This is a genomic window from Pricia sp. (genome assembly GCF_041745955.1).
Lineage (GTDB): Bacteria > Bacteroidota > Bacteroidia > Flavobacteriales > Flavobacteriaceae > Pricia.
The window spans coordinates 39,776-58,563 of record NZ_JBGTHY010000264.1 but is presented as its reverse complement, the minus strand read 5'-3'; the positions used below and the strand labels follow the sequence as shown (position 1 = coordinate 58,563).

Annotated in this window: 22 protein-coding genes; 4 read left to right on the top strand and 18 right to left on the bottom strand. The window is 43.0% G+C overall.

All coding sequences use genetic code 11. The features are described 5' to 3' along the window. The 6 genes from ACEW8S_RS09635 to ACEW8S_RS09610 all read right to left on the bottom strand — a co-directional run. Positions 1–667: FAD-binding oxidoreductase (locus ACEW8S_RS09635; RefSeq protein WP_373517938.1), on the bottom strand; the 667-nt coding region annotated here is incomplete at its 3' end. A gap of 345 nt (positions 668–1,012) precedes the next feature. Then, positions 1,013–1,813 (bottom strand): sulfite exporter TauE/SafE family protein, encoded by an 801-nt coding sequence (locus ACEW8S_RS09630; protein WP_373517937.1) that lies wholly within the window; start codon positions 1,811–1,813, stop codon positions 1,013–1,015. Between the two features lie 22 nt (positions 1,814–1,835). Beyond that, entirely contained in the window at positions 1,836–2,252 is a 417-nt protein-coding gene (locus ACEW8S_RS09625; protein WP_373517936.1) for a DsrE family protein, read from the bottom strand. Positions 2,253–2,297: 45 nt separating this feature from the next. Continuing rightward, positions 2,298–2,978, bottom strand: coding sequence for a Tat (twin-arginine translocation) pathway signal sequence containing protein (locus tag ACEW8S_RS09620; RefSeq protein WP_373517935.1), 681 nt, complete (start codon positions 2,976–2,978; stop codon positions 2,298–2,300). A 6-nt stretch (positions 2,979–2,984) separates the two neighbouring features. Then, positions 2,985–4,028 (bottom strand): c-type cytochrome, encoded by a 1,044-nt coding sequence (locus tag ACEW8S_RS09615; RefSeq protein WP_373517934.1) that lies wholly within the window; start codon positions 4,026–4,028, stop codon positions 2,985–2,987. 325 nt (positions 4,029–4,353) lie between these two features. After that, positions 4,354–4,869 (bottom strand): nicotinate-nucleotide adenylyltransferase, encoded by a 516-nt coding sequence (locus ACEW8S_RS09610; RefSeq protein WP_373517933.1) that lies wholly within the window; start codon positions 4,867–4,869, stop codon positions 4,354–4,356. A 222-nt stretch (positions 4,870–5,091) separates the two neighbouring features. Here ACEW8S_RS09610 and ACEW8S_RS09605 point away from each other — a divergent pair, with 222 nt between their 5' ends. Together ACEW8S_RS09605 and ACEW8S_RS09600 are read left to right on the top strand one after the other, a co-directional pair. Then, a complete protein-coding gene (locus ACEW8S_RS09605) occupies positions 5,092–5,634 on the top strand; it encodes an RNA polymerase sigma factor (protein WP_373517932.1) in 543 nt (180 codons plus the stop codon). A 4-nt stretch (positions 5,635–5,638) separates the two neighbouring features. After that, positions 5,639–6,364 (top strand): tol-pal system YbgF family protein, encoded by a 726-nt coding sequence (locus ACEW8S_RS09600; protein WP_373517931.1) that lies wholly within the window; start codon positions 5,639–5,641, stop codon positions 6,362–6,364. Here the strand turns inward: ACEW8S_RS09600 and ACEW8S_RS09595 are convergent. The 12 genes from ACEW8S_RS09595 to ACEW8S_RS09540 form a co-directional block, all read right to left on the bottom strand. Then, complete coding sequence (locus ACEW8S_RS09595) at positions 6,344–9,028, bottom strand: CHAT domain-containing protein (RefSeq protein WP_373517930.1); 2,685 nt, start codon at positions 9,026–9,028, stop codon at positions 6,344–6,346. The two genes, ACEW8S_RS09600 and ACEW8S_RS09595, sit on opposite strands and share 21 nt — an antisense overlap. Before the next feature lie 137 nt (positions 9,029–9,165). Continuing rightward, a complete protein-coding gene (locus tag ACEW8S_RS09590; RefSeq protein WP_373517929.1) occupies positions 9,166–10,491 on the bottom strand; it encodes a S8 family serine peptidase in 1,326 nt (441 codons plus the stop codon). Between the two features lie 286 nt (positions 10,492–10,777). Further along, positions 10,778–11,233, bottom strand: a complete 456-nt coding sequence (locus ACEW8S_RS09585) for a hypothetical protein (RefSeq protein ID WP_373517928.1) — start codon at positions 11,231–11,233, stop codon at positions 10,778–10,780. A 54-nt stretch (positions 11,234–11,287) separates the two neighbouring features. Continuing rightward, complete coding sequence (locus tag ACEW8S_RS09580; protein WP_373517927.1) at positions 11,288–11,446, bottom strand: hypothetical protein; 159 nt, start codon at positions 11,444–11,446, stop codon at positions 11,288–11,290. A gap of 22 nt (positions 11,447–11,468) precedes the next feature. Continuing rightward, on the bottom strand, positions 11,469–11,645 hold the full coding sequence (locus ACEW8S_RS09575) for a nickel-binding protein (protein ID WP_373517926.1): 177 nt from the start codon (positions 11,643–11,645) through the stop codon (positions 11,469–11,471). Positions 11,646–11,669: 24 nt separating this feature from the next. Next, positions 11,670–12,746, bottom strand: a complete 1,077-nt coding sequence (locus tag ACEW8S_RS09570; protein WP_373517925.1) for a nickel-binding protein — start codon at positions 12,744–12,746, stop codon at positions 11,670–11,672. A gap of 17 nt (positions 12,747–12,763) precedes the next feature. Continuing rightward, entirely contained in the window at positions 12,764–13,870 is a 1,107-nt protein-coding gene (locus tag ACEW8S_RS09565; RefSeq protein ID WP_373517924.1) for a nickel-binding protein, read from the bottom strand. A gap of 206 nt (positions 13,871–14,076) precedes the next feature. Then, positions 14,077–14,676 (bottom strand): MarR family winged helix-turn-helix transcriptional regulator, encoded by a 600-nt coding sequence (locus tag ACEW8S_RS09560; protein ID WP_373517923.1) that lies wholly within the window; start codon positions 14,674–14,676, stop codon positions 14,077–14,079. 98 nt (positions 14,677–14,774) lie between these two features. Beyond that, positions 14,775–15,014 (bottom strand): thioredoxin family protein, encoded by a 240-nt coding sequence (locus tag ACEW8S_RS09555; protein WP_373517922.1) that lies wholly within the window; start codon positions 15,012–15,014, stop codon positions 14,775–14,777. 168 nt (positions 15,015–15,182) lie between these two features. Then, positions 15,183–15,425 (bottom strand): DUF2442 domain-containing protein, encoded by a 243-nt coding sequence (locus ACEW8S_RS09550; protein WP_373517921.1) that lies wholly within the window; start codon positions 15,423–15,425, stop codon positions 15,183–15,185. Positions 15,426–15,748: 323 nt separating this feature from the next. Continuing rightward, positions 15,749–16,363 carry a ribosome biogenesis GTP-binding protein YihA/YsxC gene (yihA, locus tag ACEW8S_RS09545; protein ID WP_373517920.1) on the bottom strand — a complete coding sequence of 205 codons (615 nt, stop codon included), beginning with the start codon at positions 16,361–16,363 and terminating at the stop codon, positions 15,749–15,751. Positions 16,364–16,382: 19 nt separating this feature from the next. Further along, a complete protein-coding gene (locus ACEW8S_RS09540) occupies positions 16,383–17,147 on the bottom strand; it encodes an alpha/beta fold hydrolase (RefSeq protein ID WP_373517919.1) in 765 nt (254 codons plus the stop codon). A 280-nt stretch (positions 17,148–17,427) separates the two neighbouring features. Here ACEW8S_RS09540 and mraZ point away from each other — a divergent pair, with 280 nt between their 5' ends. Continuing rightward, positions 17,428–17,898: a division/cell wall cluster transcriptional repressor MraZ gene (mraZ, locus tag ACEW8S_RS09535; protein ID WP_373517918.1), complete on the top strand. Its 471-nt coding sequence runs from the start codon at positions 17,428–17,430 to the stop codon at positions 17,896–17,898. Continuing rightward, positions 17,888–18,781: a 16S rRNA (cytosine(1402)-N(4))-methyltransferase RsmH gene (gene rsmH, locus ACEW8S_RS09530; RefSeq protein ID WP_373517941.1), complete on the top strand. Its 894-nt coding sequence runs from the start codon at positions 17,888–17,890 to the stop codon at positions 18,779–18,781. Before mraZ ends, rsmH begins: the two co-directional genes overlap by 11 nt. The last annotated feature ends 7 nt before the right edge of the window (positions 18,782–18,788 follow it).

The window sequence follows — 18,788 nt, the reverse complement described above, 5'->3', positions numbered from 1 at the left end:
CTTCCTCCGCTTTTTCCACAGGCCAGAACATGGGGCCGGCATAAACGTTTTTCACCGGGATAAGATTAAAAGTAAAGGATACCACCACGCCAAAGTTACCGCCGCCTCCTCTGAGTGCCCAAAACAAATCCGGATGGGCAGAAGCATTTGTAGTGACGGCTTCCCCCGATGCCAGCACCACATCCGCTTCCAAAAGATTATCAATCGCGAGACCGCCCTTTCGGCTTAGATATCCGAGACCGCCCCCCAGAGTCAATCCGGCAACACCGGTCGTACCATTTATGCCAACAGGCAATGCTAGGCCATATTCGTGGGTTGCCTTATCCAAATCCCGTAACAAATTGCCCGGCTGTACTTTTGCGGTTTTTGTATCGGGATCGATTTCAATGGCTTTCATTTCCGACAGGTCGATGACCAGGCCATCGTCCACCAAGGCAAAACCGGCACCATTATGTCCGCCACTTTTAATGGAGACTTCCAGATGGTTCTCCCTGCCAAAGTTAACGGCCTGAACTACATCTTCCACATCCTTACATTTAAAGATAACGCCCGGATGTTTATCGATCATGGCATTGTAGATGCTTCGTGCCTCGTCGTAATTTTTATCCTGGGGCATAATGATTTCTCCCTTTGCGCTTTTTTTTAACTCCTTGATTTTAGCTTCCATAATCGTGTTTTTATGATGTTTGAGTTTAGAATATTGTTTTAAAATCTATCAATTGGTTTTTTGAATTTGATCTTTTTTTAATGTTTGTTGATAAACTTCATATTCCCAATCCAAAATCGGCTTAGGTGTGCCGTAGGGGGTTAAGCAAGGCATCGGGGAAACTTTATCCTGTTCTGTCGGGACAAATGGGGGAGGGTTCGAGGCCATGTCCGTTGGCCGGATGCTAAAAAAGCATTTCCTTATAAAATTACGGTATAAAATTATACGATAATGTAAATTTTGTATCTAAGGATGAAACAAATGGATCATTTTGACCTTAACTCTGTTGAGAGACCGTATAGGGTTCTATACAAACAGTTCCGTATACAAAATACTGATCGCCACCATAAGCACGAACCAACCAAAAGTCTTTTTGAGGCTGTCGCCCTTGACAAAAGAGGATAGGTACATGCCCATAAAAATGCCTAAAATAGAAATCAATGTAAAGGGTATCAAGAATGACCAATTGATTTCCAAATGGCCCAGATCGCCCGTAAATCCGATCAAGGATTTGAGGGCTATGATGAGCAGGGAGGTCGCCACCGCTTTCTTCATCGGCAATTTTACACATAGCACCAAGGCCGGAATAATCAAAAATCCCCCACCTATACCTACGATACCCGTTAACATTCCAATGACAATGCCCTCGAACACGATCAAGGGGTAGTTATAGCGGACAGAGGCATCACCCTCGGTCAGCAACCTTTTTTTCCGTATCATTCCAATCGAGGCGGCTGCCATCAATAACGCAAAAAAGATCATGATCCCCATATCCCTGCTCAGGATAAACCGTTCCGTTGACCATAGCTCTTCAGGGATAACCGGCACTACAAACTTCCGTGCCATATAGACCGCAATAAATGCTGGAACGGCAAAAATAAGGGCAACCCTCAGGTCTATCAGCCCCTTATTGAAGTTCCGTAAGGCACCGACCGATGCCGAAGTGCCTACCACGAACAAAGAATATGCCGTGGTGGTTACGGGACTAATATGAAACAGATAGGTCAAAATAGGGACGGCCATCAGGGAGCCCCCACTCCCCATCAGGCCCAGAATTAGACCTATGGCCAATGCCCCTAAATACCCGAAAATTTGTAGGGTTTCCATATTGTCCTAAAATTGCTGTTTCCTATTTCCCTTCCTTTATATACCCCCAACCTTCTTTTTGTTTTCTAAAGATTTCATAGATCCCGTTCGGAACCGTCGTTACGCCAGGTATTAAATCGGAATCGGTCATATTGTGTCGATCTATGGTAGCCTTGCACACAACGAACGCCACATTATCCTTTTTAGCCAATTTTTCCAGTTCGTCGGCTACGGTCGATTTATTTTTGTTGACCATGTCGTAGGCCCCGCTATACATAACCACCTCAAATTTGGAATCGGGATATTCCTCGGACATATATTGTACATGTCGTATCGTCGACCCGTGTACGGCCGTATCGTCACTGGTAACATCGAATACGACTTTTATCCGTTCTTCCTGAGCCAATAGCAACGAGGTGCCGCCCATAACCAAACTTAACAAAATGATATACTTTTTCATGTTCTTACATTTTTAAGGCCTGCCTAGCGACAGGCCGGTTACTACCTAATTGCTTGCAAAAATATAGCCGCAGCCCTTTTCCTGAGCCCTGCCCAAGGCCCATACGCCCGAGGGCACTAACTGAATCCCAGGATGAACGGCATCTATCCATTCTTGGTAGACGACTTTGGGGTCTAGTCCCATTTTTTGCGAAACTACACCACTATATACCGAAAGAGCTAAATTGCAGACACAGAACATTGCGCCTCTGGCTTGCATATCTTTTATGCCCTGAATAACCGGCATGGGAAAATCTCCCTCCTTTGGTTCGTAATAAGGATTACGCAACGAAGGTGCCTTGGTCGCATTATCGGTTACCCCGAAAACCTCGCCCAAATCGTATTTTTTCCATACTTCGGATTTCAATGCGAAGGGAATGGCCTTATGGCGTAAAACCGTCATGGCCGTAATGTCGTCGTCTTCCGACCCCGTTTCATTGTTGGTCAGGTAAAAGGCCCAGTTCCAGATAATGGAAAAACCGTCATGCGGCGTAGAACCGTCATATACAATTCGGTGCGTACCCTTTATTTTTTTAAACCACGCATCGGCCTCGCTCATCTTTTTGTCATCGAAAGACGGTACATTGGCATAGATGGGGTCCGTAAATAGCGATAGCGTACTTGCAGTTGCCCCCATCAGCATCGCTCCCATAAATGTTCTTCTTGAATTTTTGCTCTTTGTTTCCATAATGATCTATTTAGATTTAACAATATTGTACGCTGTTTTATAGTGTTCCATAATGGGTTGAAAGGGCCCCAACTGATGCTGTGCCAATGAAAAAGTATCGGCATACGGGGGATAGGGGGTCGAGACCGGTTTTTTCTTCAGGTCGGGAAAATCGGCTTCCCGATTTTCTTTTATCGGCCGAAGCTGTTGGTTGATATAGCCGGCCACATCATAGGCCTCTTCATCGGTCAAAACGGGATTCTCATAAGTAACGCCATAGGGCATGTTGGCCTTGATGAATTGGGCCGCCGTGATAACCCGGGTCATTCCTGCCCCATTGTTATAGGAATCATTTCCCCATAGTGGAGGATATTGATAGGTAAGACCATCCGCTGATTTTGACCCTTGTCCGTTACGGCCATGGCATAGCGTACAGTTCGTTTTAAAAACCTTTTTGCCGTTATCTAGATCGACTGCCCTATAGGGAATGTCGATTTCTACGAATCCCTGTCCCTCTATTTTTCCATCCTCGGGGGCGTATCGGCCCAACCAATTGAGATAGGCGACCATGGCCTTCATTTCCTTGCTCTCTTGCGGCATGATCCTACCGTTCATACTCCGTTCCATACAGCCGTTGATACGTTCCTCGATGGTTCCGATCTTATTCTCCCTGCCCCGAAATTGAGGAAATCGTTGTACAACCCCTATTAAAGGGGCAGCATAGGGCTTTGTGCCGGACCACAAATGACAATTCGTGCAGGACAGATTGTTACCTGCATAAGTTCTATCTGCGTTACCGTTGTCCGGTCCTAAATATTTCGGTGTATTCTGAAAGACCTCATAACCGTACTTTATATCACTGTTTTCCTCGGAATCATTAAGTTCCGATACATCATAATTCCTATCATAAATAGCTGTTGTGCTATAATTGTCGACCAGTGTTTTTGGACTCCCGTCAAGGCATCCTTGCAGCATGGCGAACGACAGCAATACTATGAACACCGGGAATCCTGTAATTTCCGCAGGATGGCTTCCGTTGCATTTGGATGTATGTTGATTATTGCTCGGCATAATTATTAGCTCTTTAACCTTAGATTACATTTTTTTACCTACGATTTAGACATTCAAGTCCTTGCGGACATAGGCTGTCCACCTCCATATTCGGAATTGTTAAGGGGGAGAATCAACTGGCTGGCCAGTGATGCTATCTGTATTTAATACAGTAAAATTACGATGGGAAATGCGGGAAAAATGTAAGTTTTGTTTCAAAGGTTCGCACATTTGAACCACGGCTGTACTTTCTGGATCAAATGATGAAACAAATGGTTCAAACGTTATAATCCTCCCGCTCCACCATTGGCGGATCGGGAGGATATATTTCTTAATCCAAAGGGACTTACAACAGATTACCTTCCGCATCGATTTTTAGGTTCTTTTTTAATCGATCCTTCCGAACCTGTATTTTGTACATTTTTTTTGTCCCTTTCTTATGATGGTAAGAAACCAAATAGGCATTGTCCTCCATTTTCCAACCGGGATATTCGGTGTAAACCCTGTTCCTTACCGCTTGTGGAAGCGATACATTTTTATACCGTTCACTGGTAGACAGAATTTTTCCCTTGGGGTCATAGGTGGCAAGAATATTTCCGATCTTTTGTGCAAACTTGATTGTATTTAACTCCCCACTACCGTTATAGAAAGGTGATTCCTTGATATTATATCTAGACGCTTTCTTTTCCAAGGTAAATACGCGATACGAAATGGTTCCATCCCGCACCTTATCCAAATAGGCCTGGTTTGGCGTTACCGCAACATCAGATAGTTTTACTTCTTCCATCACATCGATAGAACTTTGTGAAAACCCTAGGCTGGCAAGACCTATAAATAACGTGCCGATCAAAAACTTTTTCATGATATATAGATTTAAAGATTAATACTCTACTTAGTTTGCTAAATCCAATTAGCTTCTTTTGGGATGGTTCTTTCAAAAAACCGATGATGTACAAGGCTTTCTTTTGCTATATTTGATTCTAGACAGATTGCCCTGTGTACTCTTTGGTCGATTTTTTAACCATTTACCCTTAGTACACCTGAAAATCTAAAAGGTTAACATTGACCTGAAAAAAAGTGCTACATGGATAACCAAGCGGTCGAAGACCTAAGATCGGACGATAGGCTTAAGCTTAAGGCATTATACAATCAATACAGGGCAGAATTTTTGGGCTTTGGAAAAAGGTACAACCTTGATCAGGATGCCTTGGCGGATGTCTACCAGGAAGCTTTTTTGGCTTTGCGAAAACGGGCCATCAATGGTAAGCTCGGTAACATACAAAGTAGTTTGAAGACGTATCTTTTCGGGATAGGCAAGCACATGATTTTTGATGCGCTTAAGGAAAAAAATCGAAATGTATCCTACGAGTCCAATATGCACCTTGTGGGAGAGGAAATAGCTGAGATCGAATTGGATGCCATGCCGCCGTTGACCCAAGAGCAGTCGCTATTGCGCAAATATTTTAAGGAATTGGGAGAAAAATGCCGTCAGGTGTTAACTTTATTCTATTATAGGGGACTAAATATCGAAGAGATTGCCCAAGCGGCCGGATACGGTAATGCCAATGTGGTCAAAGCCCAAAAGTCCCGCTGCCTAAAGACCCTTAGACAACTTATCAATAGTTAGAGTTATGGAAAGAGAAACGTTGTTGGAAAAATACATCCAAGGGGAATTGACCGAAAAAGAGTGGCGGGAATTCGATGCGCTCTTAAAAGAGGATTCCGATTTTAAGTCGGATGTGGATTTCCATACCGACCTGAAACGAGTGGCCGAGGCCGAAGATGATGATTACTTCAAGGAAATGCTGTCCGATTTTGAAGCTGAGGCAAGAACCGAAAATTCCATTAAAAAGAGATTCCCTACCAAATGGCTGGTAGCTGCGTCCATTGCTTTAATTGCAGGACTTGCTTACTTTTTTACCGTGGATTCTTCCGCTTCGACCCAAGATTTGTTTGTCAGTAATTTTGAACCCTACCGAAATGTGGTACACCCTATTGTTCGGGGCGAAGAAGGACAGACCAAAAAGACAAATGCCTTTGCTGCCTATCAAACAGGGGATTATGAAACGGCCTTACCCTTATTGGACGAATTGTATACCAATACAAAAGAGCCGTACTATCTATTTTATAGGGCCAACGCACTTATTGAATTGAACCGTGCCAAAGAAGCCGTTCCCCTGTTGCAGCAACATTTAAAAACCAACGACACCTTGGTCAAAAATTCACCCTGGTATTTGGCCATGGCCTATTTGCAGCTTGATGACAAGGAAAATGCTATAAAAATGCTGCAAGAGGTCATTAAAAATGGAAAGTACAAAGTGGAAGAGGCTCAAAAGCTACTGGATGCCCTTAAATAATTTTCCTCTAACAAGTAAGAACACTAGCACCAATAGGCCCATGGCCAAAAGTATCCAATACCAATACGATTTTGTTACCATGGGGGCATTGTCACCAACGACGATAAAGCCTGCCCAGTAATAGGGATGTTTAAGTTCCACTTCCTCGGTGGTCTTTAAATAGGCCAGCTTTGCTTTCTGTAGTGCCTCGGATTTTGAACACCCTTGATCTAGATTTTTGTAGAAACCGATCAGAATATCCTTGCCGGCTTCATCGGCCACGGGCCATAAGGTCGAGACCACGCTTTTGGCACCGGAATAAAAGAACCCCCTGGCGAGGCTCATGACCCCTTCGCCGCGTTTCAGTTCGCCGTTCGAGGTATTGCAACCGCTTAAGACCACCATATCGGCCTGGTTTCTGGTGGCATAGATTTCCTTTAGGTACATTTTTGAATCGCTAAAGGCTATCCAAGGGTTCTCCCCATCGCCAACATCGGCATGGGTGGCCAAATGCACAATTTTATGTTGATCTACATTTTCAATAAAATTCGCCTTTGTAGCCCGCCCGTTCATTAGGGTCTCCCCGGGATACACATCGGCGATACCGGTAATTTCGTTTTCGCTAAAATAGAGTTGCGGTAATCCCATACTATCGAATTGTACGGGGGCGAAAGCTACTAGGTCGTTTGGGGAATTCTTTTCCCTTCCCTTGGTATGATCCAAAAGAGACATAGAATAGGCATAACCTATGTCCACCTCCTCAATCAAGTATTTGGGTTCTTCCTTGTTGACCACCAAGGCTTCAAAGGGAATCCGCTGTAAGGTATAATCGGGAATTATGGTCAGTTGTTTTCCCTTAATTTCGTCATACACCTTTTCCGGAATCAGATTTTCAAATAAAGTATAGGCAAGGGCATTAAAAGTTTCTTGATCGGAATTACCGCTGGAAAGCATATGGATCAGTACTTCAATATCCCAATTGAGCTTGGAGGGATTTTCCAGTTTAAAGAGTAGGGTCGTATCTGCCGTAGTCAACAGGCCATAGCCCTGTTCGTCGTTCAGAATGTAGTGCAATACCGCTTGTTCGTCCAAAAGGTAATTTGCTTTTAGCTCATTAAAAGTAAGAACATCTACTTTTTTTTTGAATTTGGCATATTCCGGATAGGCTTTGTTTAGGGAATCTACAAACTGCTCATACCGATACTTGTCTTCCCGTATGGTCTCTTTTAAACGGGAAATAACCTCTTGACTTTCATCGCCGACTACTTGCCGACTGTTCTCCGATAAAAATATGGCGCGTTTAAGGCTAAACTCCCTTTCGGCAGCTTTGTTGGGTAAATTGGCTATTTCTTTGGCCTCTTCGTTAGTTAAATCTTCCAACAATAATAAAGCCTTATTCCGCTCCATAAAATGGAAGGCCTCCTTAGGTTTGTTGAGCAGATAGCATACCTCTACGGCCTTCATATAGAGTAGTGCGCCCTGTTCCCTCCAATAGAGTTTTGATTGGTGTTCAGTGCTTTCGAACCGGATCAGATCGACCAGTTGATCGGCCAAGGTAAAGGTTTCCAAAGCATGAACAAGATATTCTTTTTTGTTGTCAAAATGGTAGTATTTTAACCAGCCGTTGGCCTTAATTACTATATGACTCAATAAAAATGTCTTTTTCGGAGATAGTTCCAAATCTTCTAGGGATGGGATGTCGTCGTATTTAACCTCCAAATTTTTATTAGTGGCTAAAGCTATGGCTTTTTGGTAGTGGAGCAATCCCTTTTCAAACTCGCCAGAGTTCAGGAATAAATCCCCAAGATTTTCGTAAGGCAATGAGAATTCGGTATTCAGGAGCAGGGCCTTATTAAGATGTTCAAGGGCAATTTTGGTCTCCCCAAGTTTGTCATACGACATACCAATACTATTGTGGACTGTGGCCAAATTATGCTTCAAATCAGACTTCGAAAACTCCTTTACATGGGTATTGCTAAACTCCAAGACTTTCAAATGATGTTGCTTAGCGCCATCATAGTTCCCCAACATAAGCAGCAGATTACCTCTTAGCATCGCGATCTGGGCTCCGATAAAACTGTTCTTATCGGAATCTGCAGCTATAAGCGAATCGGCCACTTGCAAATGAAATGTAACCTTGTCGGCGTATTCCTTATGTCCCATCGAGGAATAGTTTTCGGCCATTGCAATATGTGCGGTCGCCTTAGCAGCATAATTTTGGGTGTCATTCTGTGCAATAGTCAAAGCCATTTCCAGGTGATCGATTGCTTTTTGATAATCACCTATTGTTCTGTAGGTATCGCCCAACTCTTGATGGGCGGCCTTTACCCTATTGTCTTTCCCTCCTAACTGAACCAAGCGTAGATGTGAGTTTAGCGACGCATAGAGGTCGTCATTTAGCTTTTGTAAAAAACCGAGGTTGAATAGTGATCTTTTAAGAGAAATGGAATCTATGGAATCTAGCCTGCTTTTAAGTGCAACTGCTTTTTTTGTATGAGCTATAGCATCTAGTAAATACTTTTCAAATCCGGTGTTATTCCAATTAGGATGATACCAATGCAATGCCAAATCATGGTAGGTATCCGCCAAATCCGCATTCGTTGATCTTTCAATACTTGACATTAAAAGGGAATCGATTTTTTTTTGCTTCAGTTCCAGGGAGCGATCTGATTCTATGATTTCCAATAGCGTTTGATTTTGACCATAAAACTGCCCGACCCAAAAAGAGACCAAATAAATTGCTATATATTGCCAGTACTTCATAGTTCTAGTACTATGATTAAAAGAATCTAAGTGCAGGAACTATCCGGTTAATGCCGTATTTACTGCTCGTATTTGCCATCTTTGATAAAGTTATTTAAACTGGGCGAACGGCTTGCAGCTCCCAGAAACCGAGTTTTTATTTCACGCGGGGTCAAATTCGGATTTTCGTCCTGAAATTTAGCGAGCGAAGCTGAAATCTGGGCTGTGCCAATCGAAGTGCCAGTGACATCCTTATTCATTAGTTTATGAACGTAAGGTGATGCGATATCGACACTTTTAGTGCCATAGTTTGATTTAACATGCTTACTTATACTATTTTTATTCAAGCCACCGACCCCCATTAAGGTTTCGGAATCGAATCCGACTGGATAATAGACAAATCTGCCATTTTTGTCCACATTTGTATGCTTATTGCCTGCTGCGGTTATAAATAAGGATGAATCAGAAAGATCGTTGATGTACTTTTTCAATATACTCATTTGATCTGGTAAATCTAACTCGTCTAGTAATGGGATTTTATTGTTGTTAAGTTTAAATCCAAGGCTGGCATTGATAATTTTGATGTTTACACCATGTTCATTTTTCAGTTTCTTGATAAAGCTCATCGCACAAAGAAGATTCCAATACGAGACTAGGCTATCATTTGATATCTTTAATGGTAAAATTTGATACTTTGCCCCAAGAGGGTCTACCAGCTTTTCCGTAATTTTTTTTGTAACAAAAGTACCATGACTTATTTCTGCATTATCTTGAATATCCGTATTGTTGTCTATAAAATTATATCCAGAGGAAGGTTCGTTATCATCAATGCAGCCTATGACTGAAGGGTTTCGAAATAAGAATTTTTCTCCCGTAAAGTGATTCAGATCTATTCCGGAATCCAAAACAGCCAGGACCATGGCATCAGTTTCTTCTGAAATAAAATCACTAATGATGGGGTCAGTTGGTCCGGTCGGAGGTAAGCCCGGTATATTTTTGAGGTTGGATTTTTTCAGGTTATACACAAGTACAGGATCTGCGGTCATTTCCCCCCCCTTTAATCCTGCCACAACCCCAAGTAAATCACCTTTAGTTTCCAATGCCTCGCCAAGGACGACCATCCATAAATCAGGATCCCCACATTTACAATCTTCTAACGTAATCTGTTCCTGTTGAGGGAATGCTAATCTCATTATTTCTTCTATTTGAGCCTTGGTCATAGGGACTTTTAATCGGATGATAAAACGGTCAAGAGATAGCGCGGTATTTTTTCCGGCGCAGGTGAGATCTCCAACAATAGGAAATTGATTTTCAATAAAAGGTATTTTAAGGGAACAACACCCCTGGAAAATAAGCAGTGATGCTAACAGGACTAAAAAGATGGAATAACGGAATAGATTTTTCATGACGAGTTAATTTAAAGTTCACCCATTAGTCTCTGCTAGACACCATAAGGTTAACACGTAGTACCAAAAAGTCGGGGGAAAGTAAATTTATAGCGTATAAAAATATAATGCGCTGAAATAAAATAGTTTAACAAAACTAAATGTAATGAATTTACCGCCAATTTCGTATACTTTTCGTTCCAAAATATGTACGTTTTGTTTCAAATACTGTAACAGATGGTTCATAAGGATCGGCGCAAGCGTATTTCCCGGATCAGCTCATTGGGTGACATTCCCGTTAACGCCTTTATTTTTCTATAGGTCTGGGCCTTGCTAAAGCCCAATTTTTTACGGAGATGGTCGCTCTTAAATTCGGGGTCGGCGCGTCGAGAATTTTCCGCAAGGCCGTATATAACGAAAAATCGTTCTCCGATAGAATCCTTAGCGATTCATCGCCCATATCCGGTATTTCGGAATCCCGGTGTACAAGCGACTTTGTATTGGAATCTATGTGCATCATTTGGCCGAGGCCCAGCCGACAAAGTAACCGCAACCGCTTTTTTGCCTCCTCGAACAACTCTGACCCCGTTTCATCCACCGGTTTTCCGGTCACCAATGCCATATTGTATTCCAAACCTTTGGGTAGGGTCTTTAAAAATCGGGATATCTCCGTGCTGCAAACCATGGCATCTTGGGCATGAGTAAAGGAGGCCATAATCTCGTCATTGGGGAGTTTGATCCTGCTGCCTTGATGCTTTTCCAATAACTGATAGATTCGGTCGATGTATTTTCCGCACGCTCCGGAGAAATCGGATAGTCAGATCATCATCAAAGTGCGGTAGCCCGTATCGATTTCCCCGGAACTGGTCAAGGCCATATCTTTTTTATCCTTGCCGCCTTCGCCTAGAAATGCATTAAAATCAATCTCACTAGACACTTCGATAACATTGCACGCTCCTACCCCATGTGCGGCCATATGGTTGTCTATAAAGGCTTTTTTATTGGGGTGCCTCCATAAGGCAAAAAACCTTTTTTTCAGGAAGGTTCAAGAAATATTTTACATGTTTCACGCCAAACCTATGTTGCACCGCTATATCTTTATGATGCCCTTCTTGGAGGGCGATTTCACTAAAGGCTTTGTCTTCGACGACATGTATGTCTATAAAAAGAGGCATAAGCTGAAAATATTAATTTTTTCACTAAGAGGCGTATATTCTGGCAAAAGAGGTCGGCAAAACCATGTACCTATTTCTAAAAACCCGGGTAAAATAGGTGGGGCTATTGAACCCGAGGTCATAGGCTATCTCCGCCACTGTTTTATGATTGTTTTTCAGCGCCTTGAGCGATCTTCGAAGGCGGAGTTCCCGTATCAAGGTGTTCGGCGACATACCGGTCAGCGCCTTTATCTTTCTATATGTCTGTGCCTTGCTCATGCCCAATAGCCTACCCATTTCCTCACTTTTGAAATAAGGGTCGTTACACTTATCGCTTAAAATTTTTATTAATTGTTCACAGAATGAAAAGTCCGTCGTATCGACTATCTTAACATGGGCGTGGTTTACCTTTGGGATATTCGATTCTTTTTGTGAAAGTGCCTTGGTATTTGCATCTAAATAGACCACATTATTCAGCCCGATCTGGCAAAGTGTGCGAACTCTTTTTTTGGTTACCTCGAACAGGTCGATTCCCTTTTCATCAACAGGGGTGCCACTTACCAATGCCAATCTGTATTCAAAATTGTCGGGAACGGTCTGCAATAAATTTGCTATGGCCATGGCAGCAATAATTGCATCGGAAGCCAACAAAAAAGAGGCCATCGTCTCATCATCATTTGGTTGGCGCACTATTTTACCGTGAAATTTTTCTATCAAACTTTTTGTTTCAATTATATAGTGCTGGTATTTTCCTGAAAAATCTGAAGTATTTACCTGCATAATAGTTCTGAACCCGGTATCAAGATTGCCGTCGGCCATATAGGCCAAATCATCTTTTTGTGTACTACCGCGTGCCATAAAAATGTTGTACTCGTCATCGGAGACCTCGATAATATTACAGGCGGTCATACCATGCGATTCTTCATGTGTTTTGTGGCAGGCTTCCTTGTTCGGGCCTTCCATCAAGCAAAACACCATTTTGTCTTCTTCGTTCACCCAATACTTGCGTTGTATTACCCCAAAACGCTCTTGCACTGCAAGATCTCGCAAATGGGCCTTTATCACATCCTCGACCGTAAAGTCATCGGAATCTACAGTGTGTATATCCATATAAAGTGGCATAATCAGTGTTTTAAGTTTTACGTTTTCAATTTAGAGTAACTTAACGGGAGAAGGCCAAACCGCTGTTGAAAGCACTTAATAAAATAAGACGGACTGTTAAAGCCTGTATCAAAGGTGGTCTGGGAAACGTTTCGACCTTCTTTTCCCAATAGCTCAAGGGATTTTAGCAATCGGTACTCCCGTAGCAGGGCATTGGGCGATTTACCGGTTGTACCGGTACATTTTCGGTATAATTTTGATTTGCTGATGGACAGCTCCTTACAGAAAGAATGGATACCGAATTCCGAATCTTGCGAATTCTTTTCTAAAACAGCAACAAAAGTTTCGAGAAATTGCTCTTCTGGCGACGTGAGTCTTTTGATGCTGTTTTGAAAGGGGACATTCTTTAAAAAATCGGGTCCGTTCAATTCCCCCACGATCGAAGACAGGATAATCCGATTTTCGCCACCAATGGTACAGAGGTAATTCGACAACCGCACCGTTTTTCCGAAGAGCGAATCGCTTTCATCCACCGGAAGACCGGCATGAAGGCCTACGCGCAGATCGATTAGATCGGCAGCCACATGCAGGGCTTTCTGAACGGCGATGGCGCATTCCACCGCTTGGGAGACCGATGCAAAGGAAACCACAAAAGCTTCCCCTTTTAGTTCTACTTCGCTCCCCTCGTATTGGGCAATTTGATCCTTAACCACTTCATAGTACAAGGCGAGCAAGTGTTTTGCCTTATCGATTCCCAAATCACGAAGCAGCAGACCGGCATCCTTGATCTTGATCGCCATGATGACCCGAAAAGCGGGGTCGTTGAATACTTTCAAGGTAGGGTCGCTGGGATTGAAATACGGTTCGGGATCGTCTATTCTTCCTAAAAAGGCTTCCACGACCTTACTGTTAACGGGAATGATTTCATGGGGTACGATGCCGTGGGACTGATCGTGCATTTCCCGAACCGCCTGTTCATTGGGCGCATCTATAAGGCAAAAGACCCTGCCCTTGTCCTCATCGATCCAGTAGGTCATATTTCTACAGCAGAACCGTTCCTGTACCTCAAGATCTTTCTTATGCGCTTCGGCAGCATGCTTGGCCTCGACCCCCGGAACGATATGTGAATCCATATAGATTGGCATGGCTTAAAATTTGAAATAAGACTTTTGATTCAACGGAAAGGGGGATAGTATAAATATACGGATTCTATTGTAGGAAAATAGAACTTTTGATTCAAATAATCGCACAAATGGGTCGTTTTCAATATTTTGTGTCGCAACTCAATTATAACCAAAATGGGTTGCTACGGGGATTTAGAAGAAAAGTAGGTGGTTATTCTAGTAGAGGTTCAGATCAACACCTCATGCTCCGGACAATCGACCCGCAGATCGGGTTTGCACAGCTTTTTTTCAAGCAGTTTGCAGTAGTCGTTTTCCTTGCCAGGCCGATAGAACCGGCAGGAAAAGCACATGCGCTGCACCGTAATAATTCCCGCCTTATTCAACTTTTCGATAAGTTCCAACAAACTTTGATAGAGGATTTCTTTTTGGGTTTCGGAGAAGGTATGGATCGGTTTTTCCAGCGCTCCCGCAAACGAACTGCATTTGGCGGCTATTTTCTTGCCTTTTTCGGTCAGATAAATGGAATAGCTACGAGTGTCGATTGGATCCGTTTCTTTGTCGATCAATTTTTTTATGGCCAACAACCGAACGGTTTCGCTAACCGTGGGCTTGGTGAGATTGAACTCTTGGGCCAAATAATTGACCTTGCATTTTTCAGGGGAATGGAACTGTATGAACAGCAGAAGTTGTAATTGAATGGGAGTAAGGGCGTGTTCCTTGCCTTCCTGCCAAAGCAGCACCCGAAACGCTTCGGAAATACGTTCCAGGGCGACCACGATCTTGCCCTCGATGTTTCGATTCTGATAATCGGGATCAAACGACTCCATAAGCTAAAAACAGTCAAATTTTTATCTCCCATTAATCGTTTGGGAGCTTAAAAATAGCCCCAAACGATTAGTTAACCTAACTATTTGGGGCAAAAAATTTACCCTCTAACTTCTGCCATGGTCGCCCCGTGGTTGATGTGCAGTACGTTGCCGTTGTCCAGTACCAAAGCGGGTACGGACTTTACACCGGAATTCTCGGCATCCCCGATCTTGTTTTTCTGTTCGCCGAGATGTACTACCTCTATATCAATTTTAGAAGAATCGACCAAGTTCAACAGTTCGTGTTCCGCGTTCACGCAGACCGGGCAGCCTGCATGGTAAAAGGTTGCTTTTTTCATTGCTATGATATTTAGGTTATGGCACTATTGCCGAGAACAAATATAGTTAGTTTAACTAACTATATAGGATATTTTTATCGTTTTAACTTTTCGCGAACAGGGACAGGGTTTATATAGCGTGTTAGAATGTGAGATAACTTAGAAAGAAGCGTGTACCTCGCAAGTAACTCAAATTTTCCCCTCGTGTAAATCCCAGATAGGGAAGCACATTTCAAAGTCGTTCCACATTAAGTCTCCGTACTCAATTTGAAATTTAGAAAACTCGTTTTTATCCAAATATTTAATAGTCATAGGATTCATTGATTTCGAAAGAAAACTCTCAAAATCTACCAAATTAGTTGCACCGTCGGAAAAGTAAAGTTCAATTTTATAATCCCCTCTATACTCGGCTTTGTCGATTGAAATTACCATGCTAGTCTATTTTTTTTGTTATTTTTTCAGTTTCGACTTTTCTATTATAAACGAAGAAGTCCACCCATTTACTTACAATATCGTCCCTATAGATTTCTGCTAGTTTTTTTAGTCTTTTCTTGTTTTTAGAATCTAAGGGCTTCTTGCCATTGACATCCATAATTCTAACCTTCCAAAACTTTCCTTCTCGGAATAATATCTCTGCTTTACTTTCCTGATCTTGATACTTCCATGCACATGTAACGGCCGGTGCTCATTGGAATAAAACAGGACAATCAATCCGAAGTACTCATATAGCTTTGGCATATGTAAAGTTAATATATTTATGGATTTTGCTTAAAAAAATCTGCATTAACATTCTCGATAAAATTCAAAACGTTATCCCGCCCGACACCCTTCGAGGAAGAGGTGACAAAATATTGTGGAGCATCTTCCCAAACACCGGATAGTAATTGTTCGAGATAGGCCTTCACATGCCGTTCAAGGGCCTTCGGCTTTAATTTGTCGGCCTTGGTGAAGATAATGCAAAAGGGAATGGCGTTTCCCCCCAGCCATTCCATAAACTCCAAATCGATTTTTTGCGGCTCGTGGCGAATGTCCACCAAAACGAAGGCGCAGACCAATTGTTCGCGTTTTGCGAAATAGTCGGTGATGTATTTTTGGAAGGTTTTTTTGCTTTTTTTGGAAACCCGTGCATATCCATATCCCGGCAAATCGACCAAGAACCAATTCCCATTGATCTTGAAATGGTTGATCAATTGCGTCTTTCCGGGCCGACCGGATATCTTGGCCAAACTTTTTCGCTCGGTCAGCATGTTGATCAAAGAAGATTTGCCGACGTTGGATCGGCCGATAAACGCATATTCAGGTAGCAGCTCGTTGGGACATTTGGCCACGTCGGTGTTGCTAATTATAAAATTGGCGGATTTTATTTGCATAGGATGAAAAAGTTCAAGTTCAAAACCCGCGCTTCTCCAACCAGGCATCCAAAATAGAGTTAAACTCGTTAGGATGCTCCATCATGGGCGCATGCCCGCATTTATCGATCCAGAAAAGCTCGGAATCGGGCAACAGTTCATTGAAAAGCTCGGCCACGTCAGGTGGGGTTACATTATCGTTTTTCCCCCAAATAATACAGGTCGGGGTGTGCATCGATGGCAGATCGTCCGCCATATTATGTCGAATGGCACTTTTGGCGATAGCCAGGGTCTTTAAAATTTTGTTACGGTCGTTCACGGTGGCGAACACCTCGTCGACGATTTCCTTGGTGGCTACCTTGGGGTCATAAAAGACATTTTCAGCCTTCTTTTGGATGAAATCGTAATCCCCGCGTCTGGGGTATCCATCACCCATAGCACTCTCATAGAGTCCCGAACTTCCCGTAATTACCAAGGCCTTGACTTTTTTGGGATACATTTTGGTGTGTAGTAGCCCAATATGTCCGCCCAACGAATTTCCCAGTAGAATTACATCCTTCAAACCTTTGTCTTCGATAAAACCCTCCACGAACTTGGCGAACTGTTTTACGGTAGTCTTTAACATAGGCATACCGTAGATCGGCAGTTCGGGCAGCAATATTTTGTAGCCGTTTTTCGGAAAATGGTCGGTAACCCCATGAAAGTTGCTTAGACCGCCCATTAGGCCGTGCAGTATAATCATGGGTGTGCCTTCCCCTTTTTCGATATACCGATATTTCCCTTCCGTGATAATTTTCTCTTCCATTCAAAATGGTTCTGGTGGTTGCGTCAAATATAGGCAATTCAAAGTAATACGGGAGTACCTTATTATCATCGAATGTATACTCCATCCAAAAAATCGGTTCCCGTTTTTCAGTTGATCAACATAAAACAACCCTCAAAATCCCACTATTTATTAACAATGTGGTAATTTGTGGTAAAATGTGGTAATAAAAATTGTATTTTTGAGTTATAGTACTGTAAAACGCGGATTGGTTTGGCTATTGCACCTGAAAAAATAGGTTTTACACATCAACAACAACTACGTGATCAATTTCATTGGAACATACGATTGTAAGGCTGACTCCAAAGGTAGGGTAATGCTGCCAGTTGCCCTAAAAAATCAGATGTCCCCAATCTTGAACCAGGGTTTTGTCATCAAAAGATCGGTTTTTCAGCCGTGTCTGGAGCTCTATCCGATGGAGGAGTGGAACCAGCTGATGCAGAAGATGAAAAAGAAAAACCGGTTCAAGGCAAAGAACGCCAATTTCATCCGCAGTTTTTCGGCGGGAGTCAAAACGGTAGAAATCGATGCTACGGGCAGGTTATTAATCCCGAAGAACTTGGTGGAGATTGCCAATATCGACAAAGAGGTCGTTTTGACTTCCGCAATCAATATCGTGGAGATTTGGGACAAGGATAGCTATGAAAAGGTGTTGGCCGATACGGCAGAGGATTTTGCCGCCCTGGCGGAAGAGGTAATGGGTGATGACGGAGATGATGGCGATGTATCATAATCCAGTGGTTTTGCGCGAGTCCGTTGATGGACTTAATATTAAAAAGGACGGGGTTTATGTGGATGTCACCTTTGGCGGCGGCGGACACTCCCAAGAAATATTGAAACGCTTGGGCGGCGAAGGCAAATTGTTCGCTTTCGATCAAGATGAGGATGCCCTTGAGAATACTATGGATGACGAAAGGTTTATGTTGATCAACGAGAATTTCAGGTTCGTCACGCAGTTTTTAAAGTTCTATGGCATTCGGAAAGTGGACGGTATTTTGGCCGATTTCGGGGTCTCGTCGCATCAGTTCGATACCGCCGAACGCGGATTTTCGACCCGGTTCGCGTCCAGTCTCGATATGCGAATGAGCAAACGCAACGCGCTATCGGCTTACGAAGTGGTCAATACATATGATTATGACGAATTGCGAAGGGTACTTTTTCAATACGGCGATCTGCGAAATGCGAACGCCATGGCCAAAGTGATCTTAACCCAACGGGAGCAATCCCCGATAAAGACCACGAAGCATTTAAAAGAAGTATTGCAACAATTTTTGCCCAAAGGAAGGGAACATAAAATACTGGCGCAGATCTATCAGGCCATCCGCATCGAGGTAAATCAGGAGATATCCGTTATAAAGGAATTCTTTTTGCAGACGCCGGATTTGCTGGATGCCGGAGGAAGATTAAGTATCATCAGCTACCATTCCTTGGAAGACCGATTGGTCAAGCGCTACATCCGCGCCGGCCGATTCGAAGGTGAGCCGGAAAAGGATTTTTACGGGAACATCGACGTTCCCTTTAAAAAAGTAGGGGGACTGATAGTGCCCTCGAAAGAGGAAATCGCCCAAAACAATAGGGCCCGCAGTGCCAAATTGCGGATTGCGGAAAGGATTTGAAAATAGG

What these genes read in the sequence shown, in the direction of transcription:
- ACEW8S_RS09570 (WP_373517925.1), bottom strand. Translation starts at nt 12,746, where the DNA reads ATGCCACTTTATATGGATATACACACTGTAGATTCCGATGACTTTACG.
- ACEW8S_RS09610 (WP_373517933.1), bottom strand. Translation starts at nt 4,869, where the DNA reads ATGAAAAAGTTTTTGATCGGCACGTTATTTATAGGTCTTGCCAGCCTA.
- ACEW8S_RS09600 (WP_373517931.1), top strand. Translation starts at nt 5,639, where the DNA reads ATGGAAAGAGAAACGTTGTTGGAAAAATACATCCAAGGGGAATTGACC.
- ACEW8S_RS09625 (WP_373517936.1), bottom strand. Translation starts at nt 2,252, where the DNA reads ATGAAAAAGTATATCATTTTGTTAAGTTTGGTTATGGGCGGCACCTCG.
- ACEW8S_RS09565 (WP_373517924.1), bottom strand. Translation starts at nt 13,870, where the DNA reads ATGCCAATCTATATGGATTCACATATCGTTCCGGGGGTCGAGGCCAAG.
- ACEW8S_RS09575 (WP_373517926.1), bottom strand. Translation starts at nt 11,645, where the DNA reads ATGCCTCTTTTTATAGACATACATGTCGTCGAAGACAAAGCCTTTAGT.
- ACEW8S_RS09555 (WP_373517922.1), bottom strand. Translation starts at nt 15,014, where the DNA reads ATGAAAAAAGCAACCTTTTACCATGCAGGCTGCCCGGTCTGCGTGAAC.
- yihA (WP_373517920.1), bottom strand. Translation starts at nt 16,363, where the DNA reads ATGCAAATAAAATCCGCCAATTTTATAATTAGCAACACCGACGTGGCC.
- ACEW8S_RS09550 (WP_373517921.1), bottom strand. Translation starts at nt 15,425, where the DNA reads ATGGTAATTTCAATCGACAAAGCCGAGTATAGAGGGGATTATAAAATT.
- ACEW8S_RS09540 (WP_373517919.1), bottom strand. Translation starts at nt 17,147, where the DNA reads ATGGAAGAGAAAATTATCACGGAAGGGAAATATCGGTATATCGAAAAA.
- ACEW8S_RS09580 (WP_373517927.1), bottom strand. Translation starts at nt 11,446, where the DNA reads ATGGCCGCACATGGGGTAGGAGCGTGCAATGTTATCGAAGTGTCTAGT.
- ACEW8S_RS09615 (WP_373517934.1), bottom strand. Translation starts at nt 4,028, where the DNA reads ATGCCGAGCAATAATCAACATACATCCAAATGCAACGGAAGCCATCCT.
- ACEW8S_RS09605 (WP_373517932.1), top strand. Translation starts at nt 5,092, where the DNA reads ATGGATAACCAAGCGGTCGAAGACCTAAGATCGGACGATAGGCTTAAG.
- rsmH (WP_373517941.1), top strand. Translation starts at nt 17,888, where the DNA reads ATGTATCATAATCCAGTGGTTTTGCGCGAGTCCGTTGATGGACTTAAT.
- ACEW8S_RS09590 (WP_373517929.1), bottom strand. Translation starts at nt 10,491, where the DNA reads ATGAAAAATCTATTCCGTTATTCCATCTTTTTAGTCCTGTTAGCATCA.
- ACEW8S_RS09560 (WP_373517923.1), bottom strand. Translation starts at nt 14,676, where the DNA reads ATGGAGTCGTTTGATCCCGATTATCAGAATCGAAACATCGAGGGCAAG.
- ACEW8S_RS09620 (WP_373517935.1), bottom strand. Translation starts at nt 2,978, where the DNA reads ATGGAAACAAAGAGCAAAAATTCAAGAAGAACATTTATGGGAGCGATG.
- ACEW8S_RS09630 (WP_373517937.1), bottom strand. Translation starts at nt 1,813, where the DNA reads ATGGAAACCCTACAAATTTTCGGGTATTTAGGGGCATTGGCCATAGGT.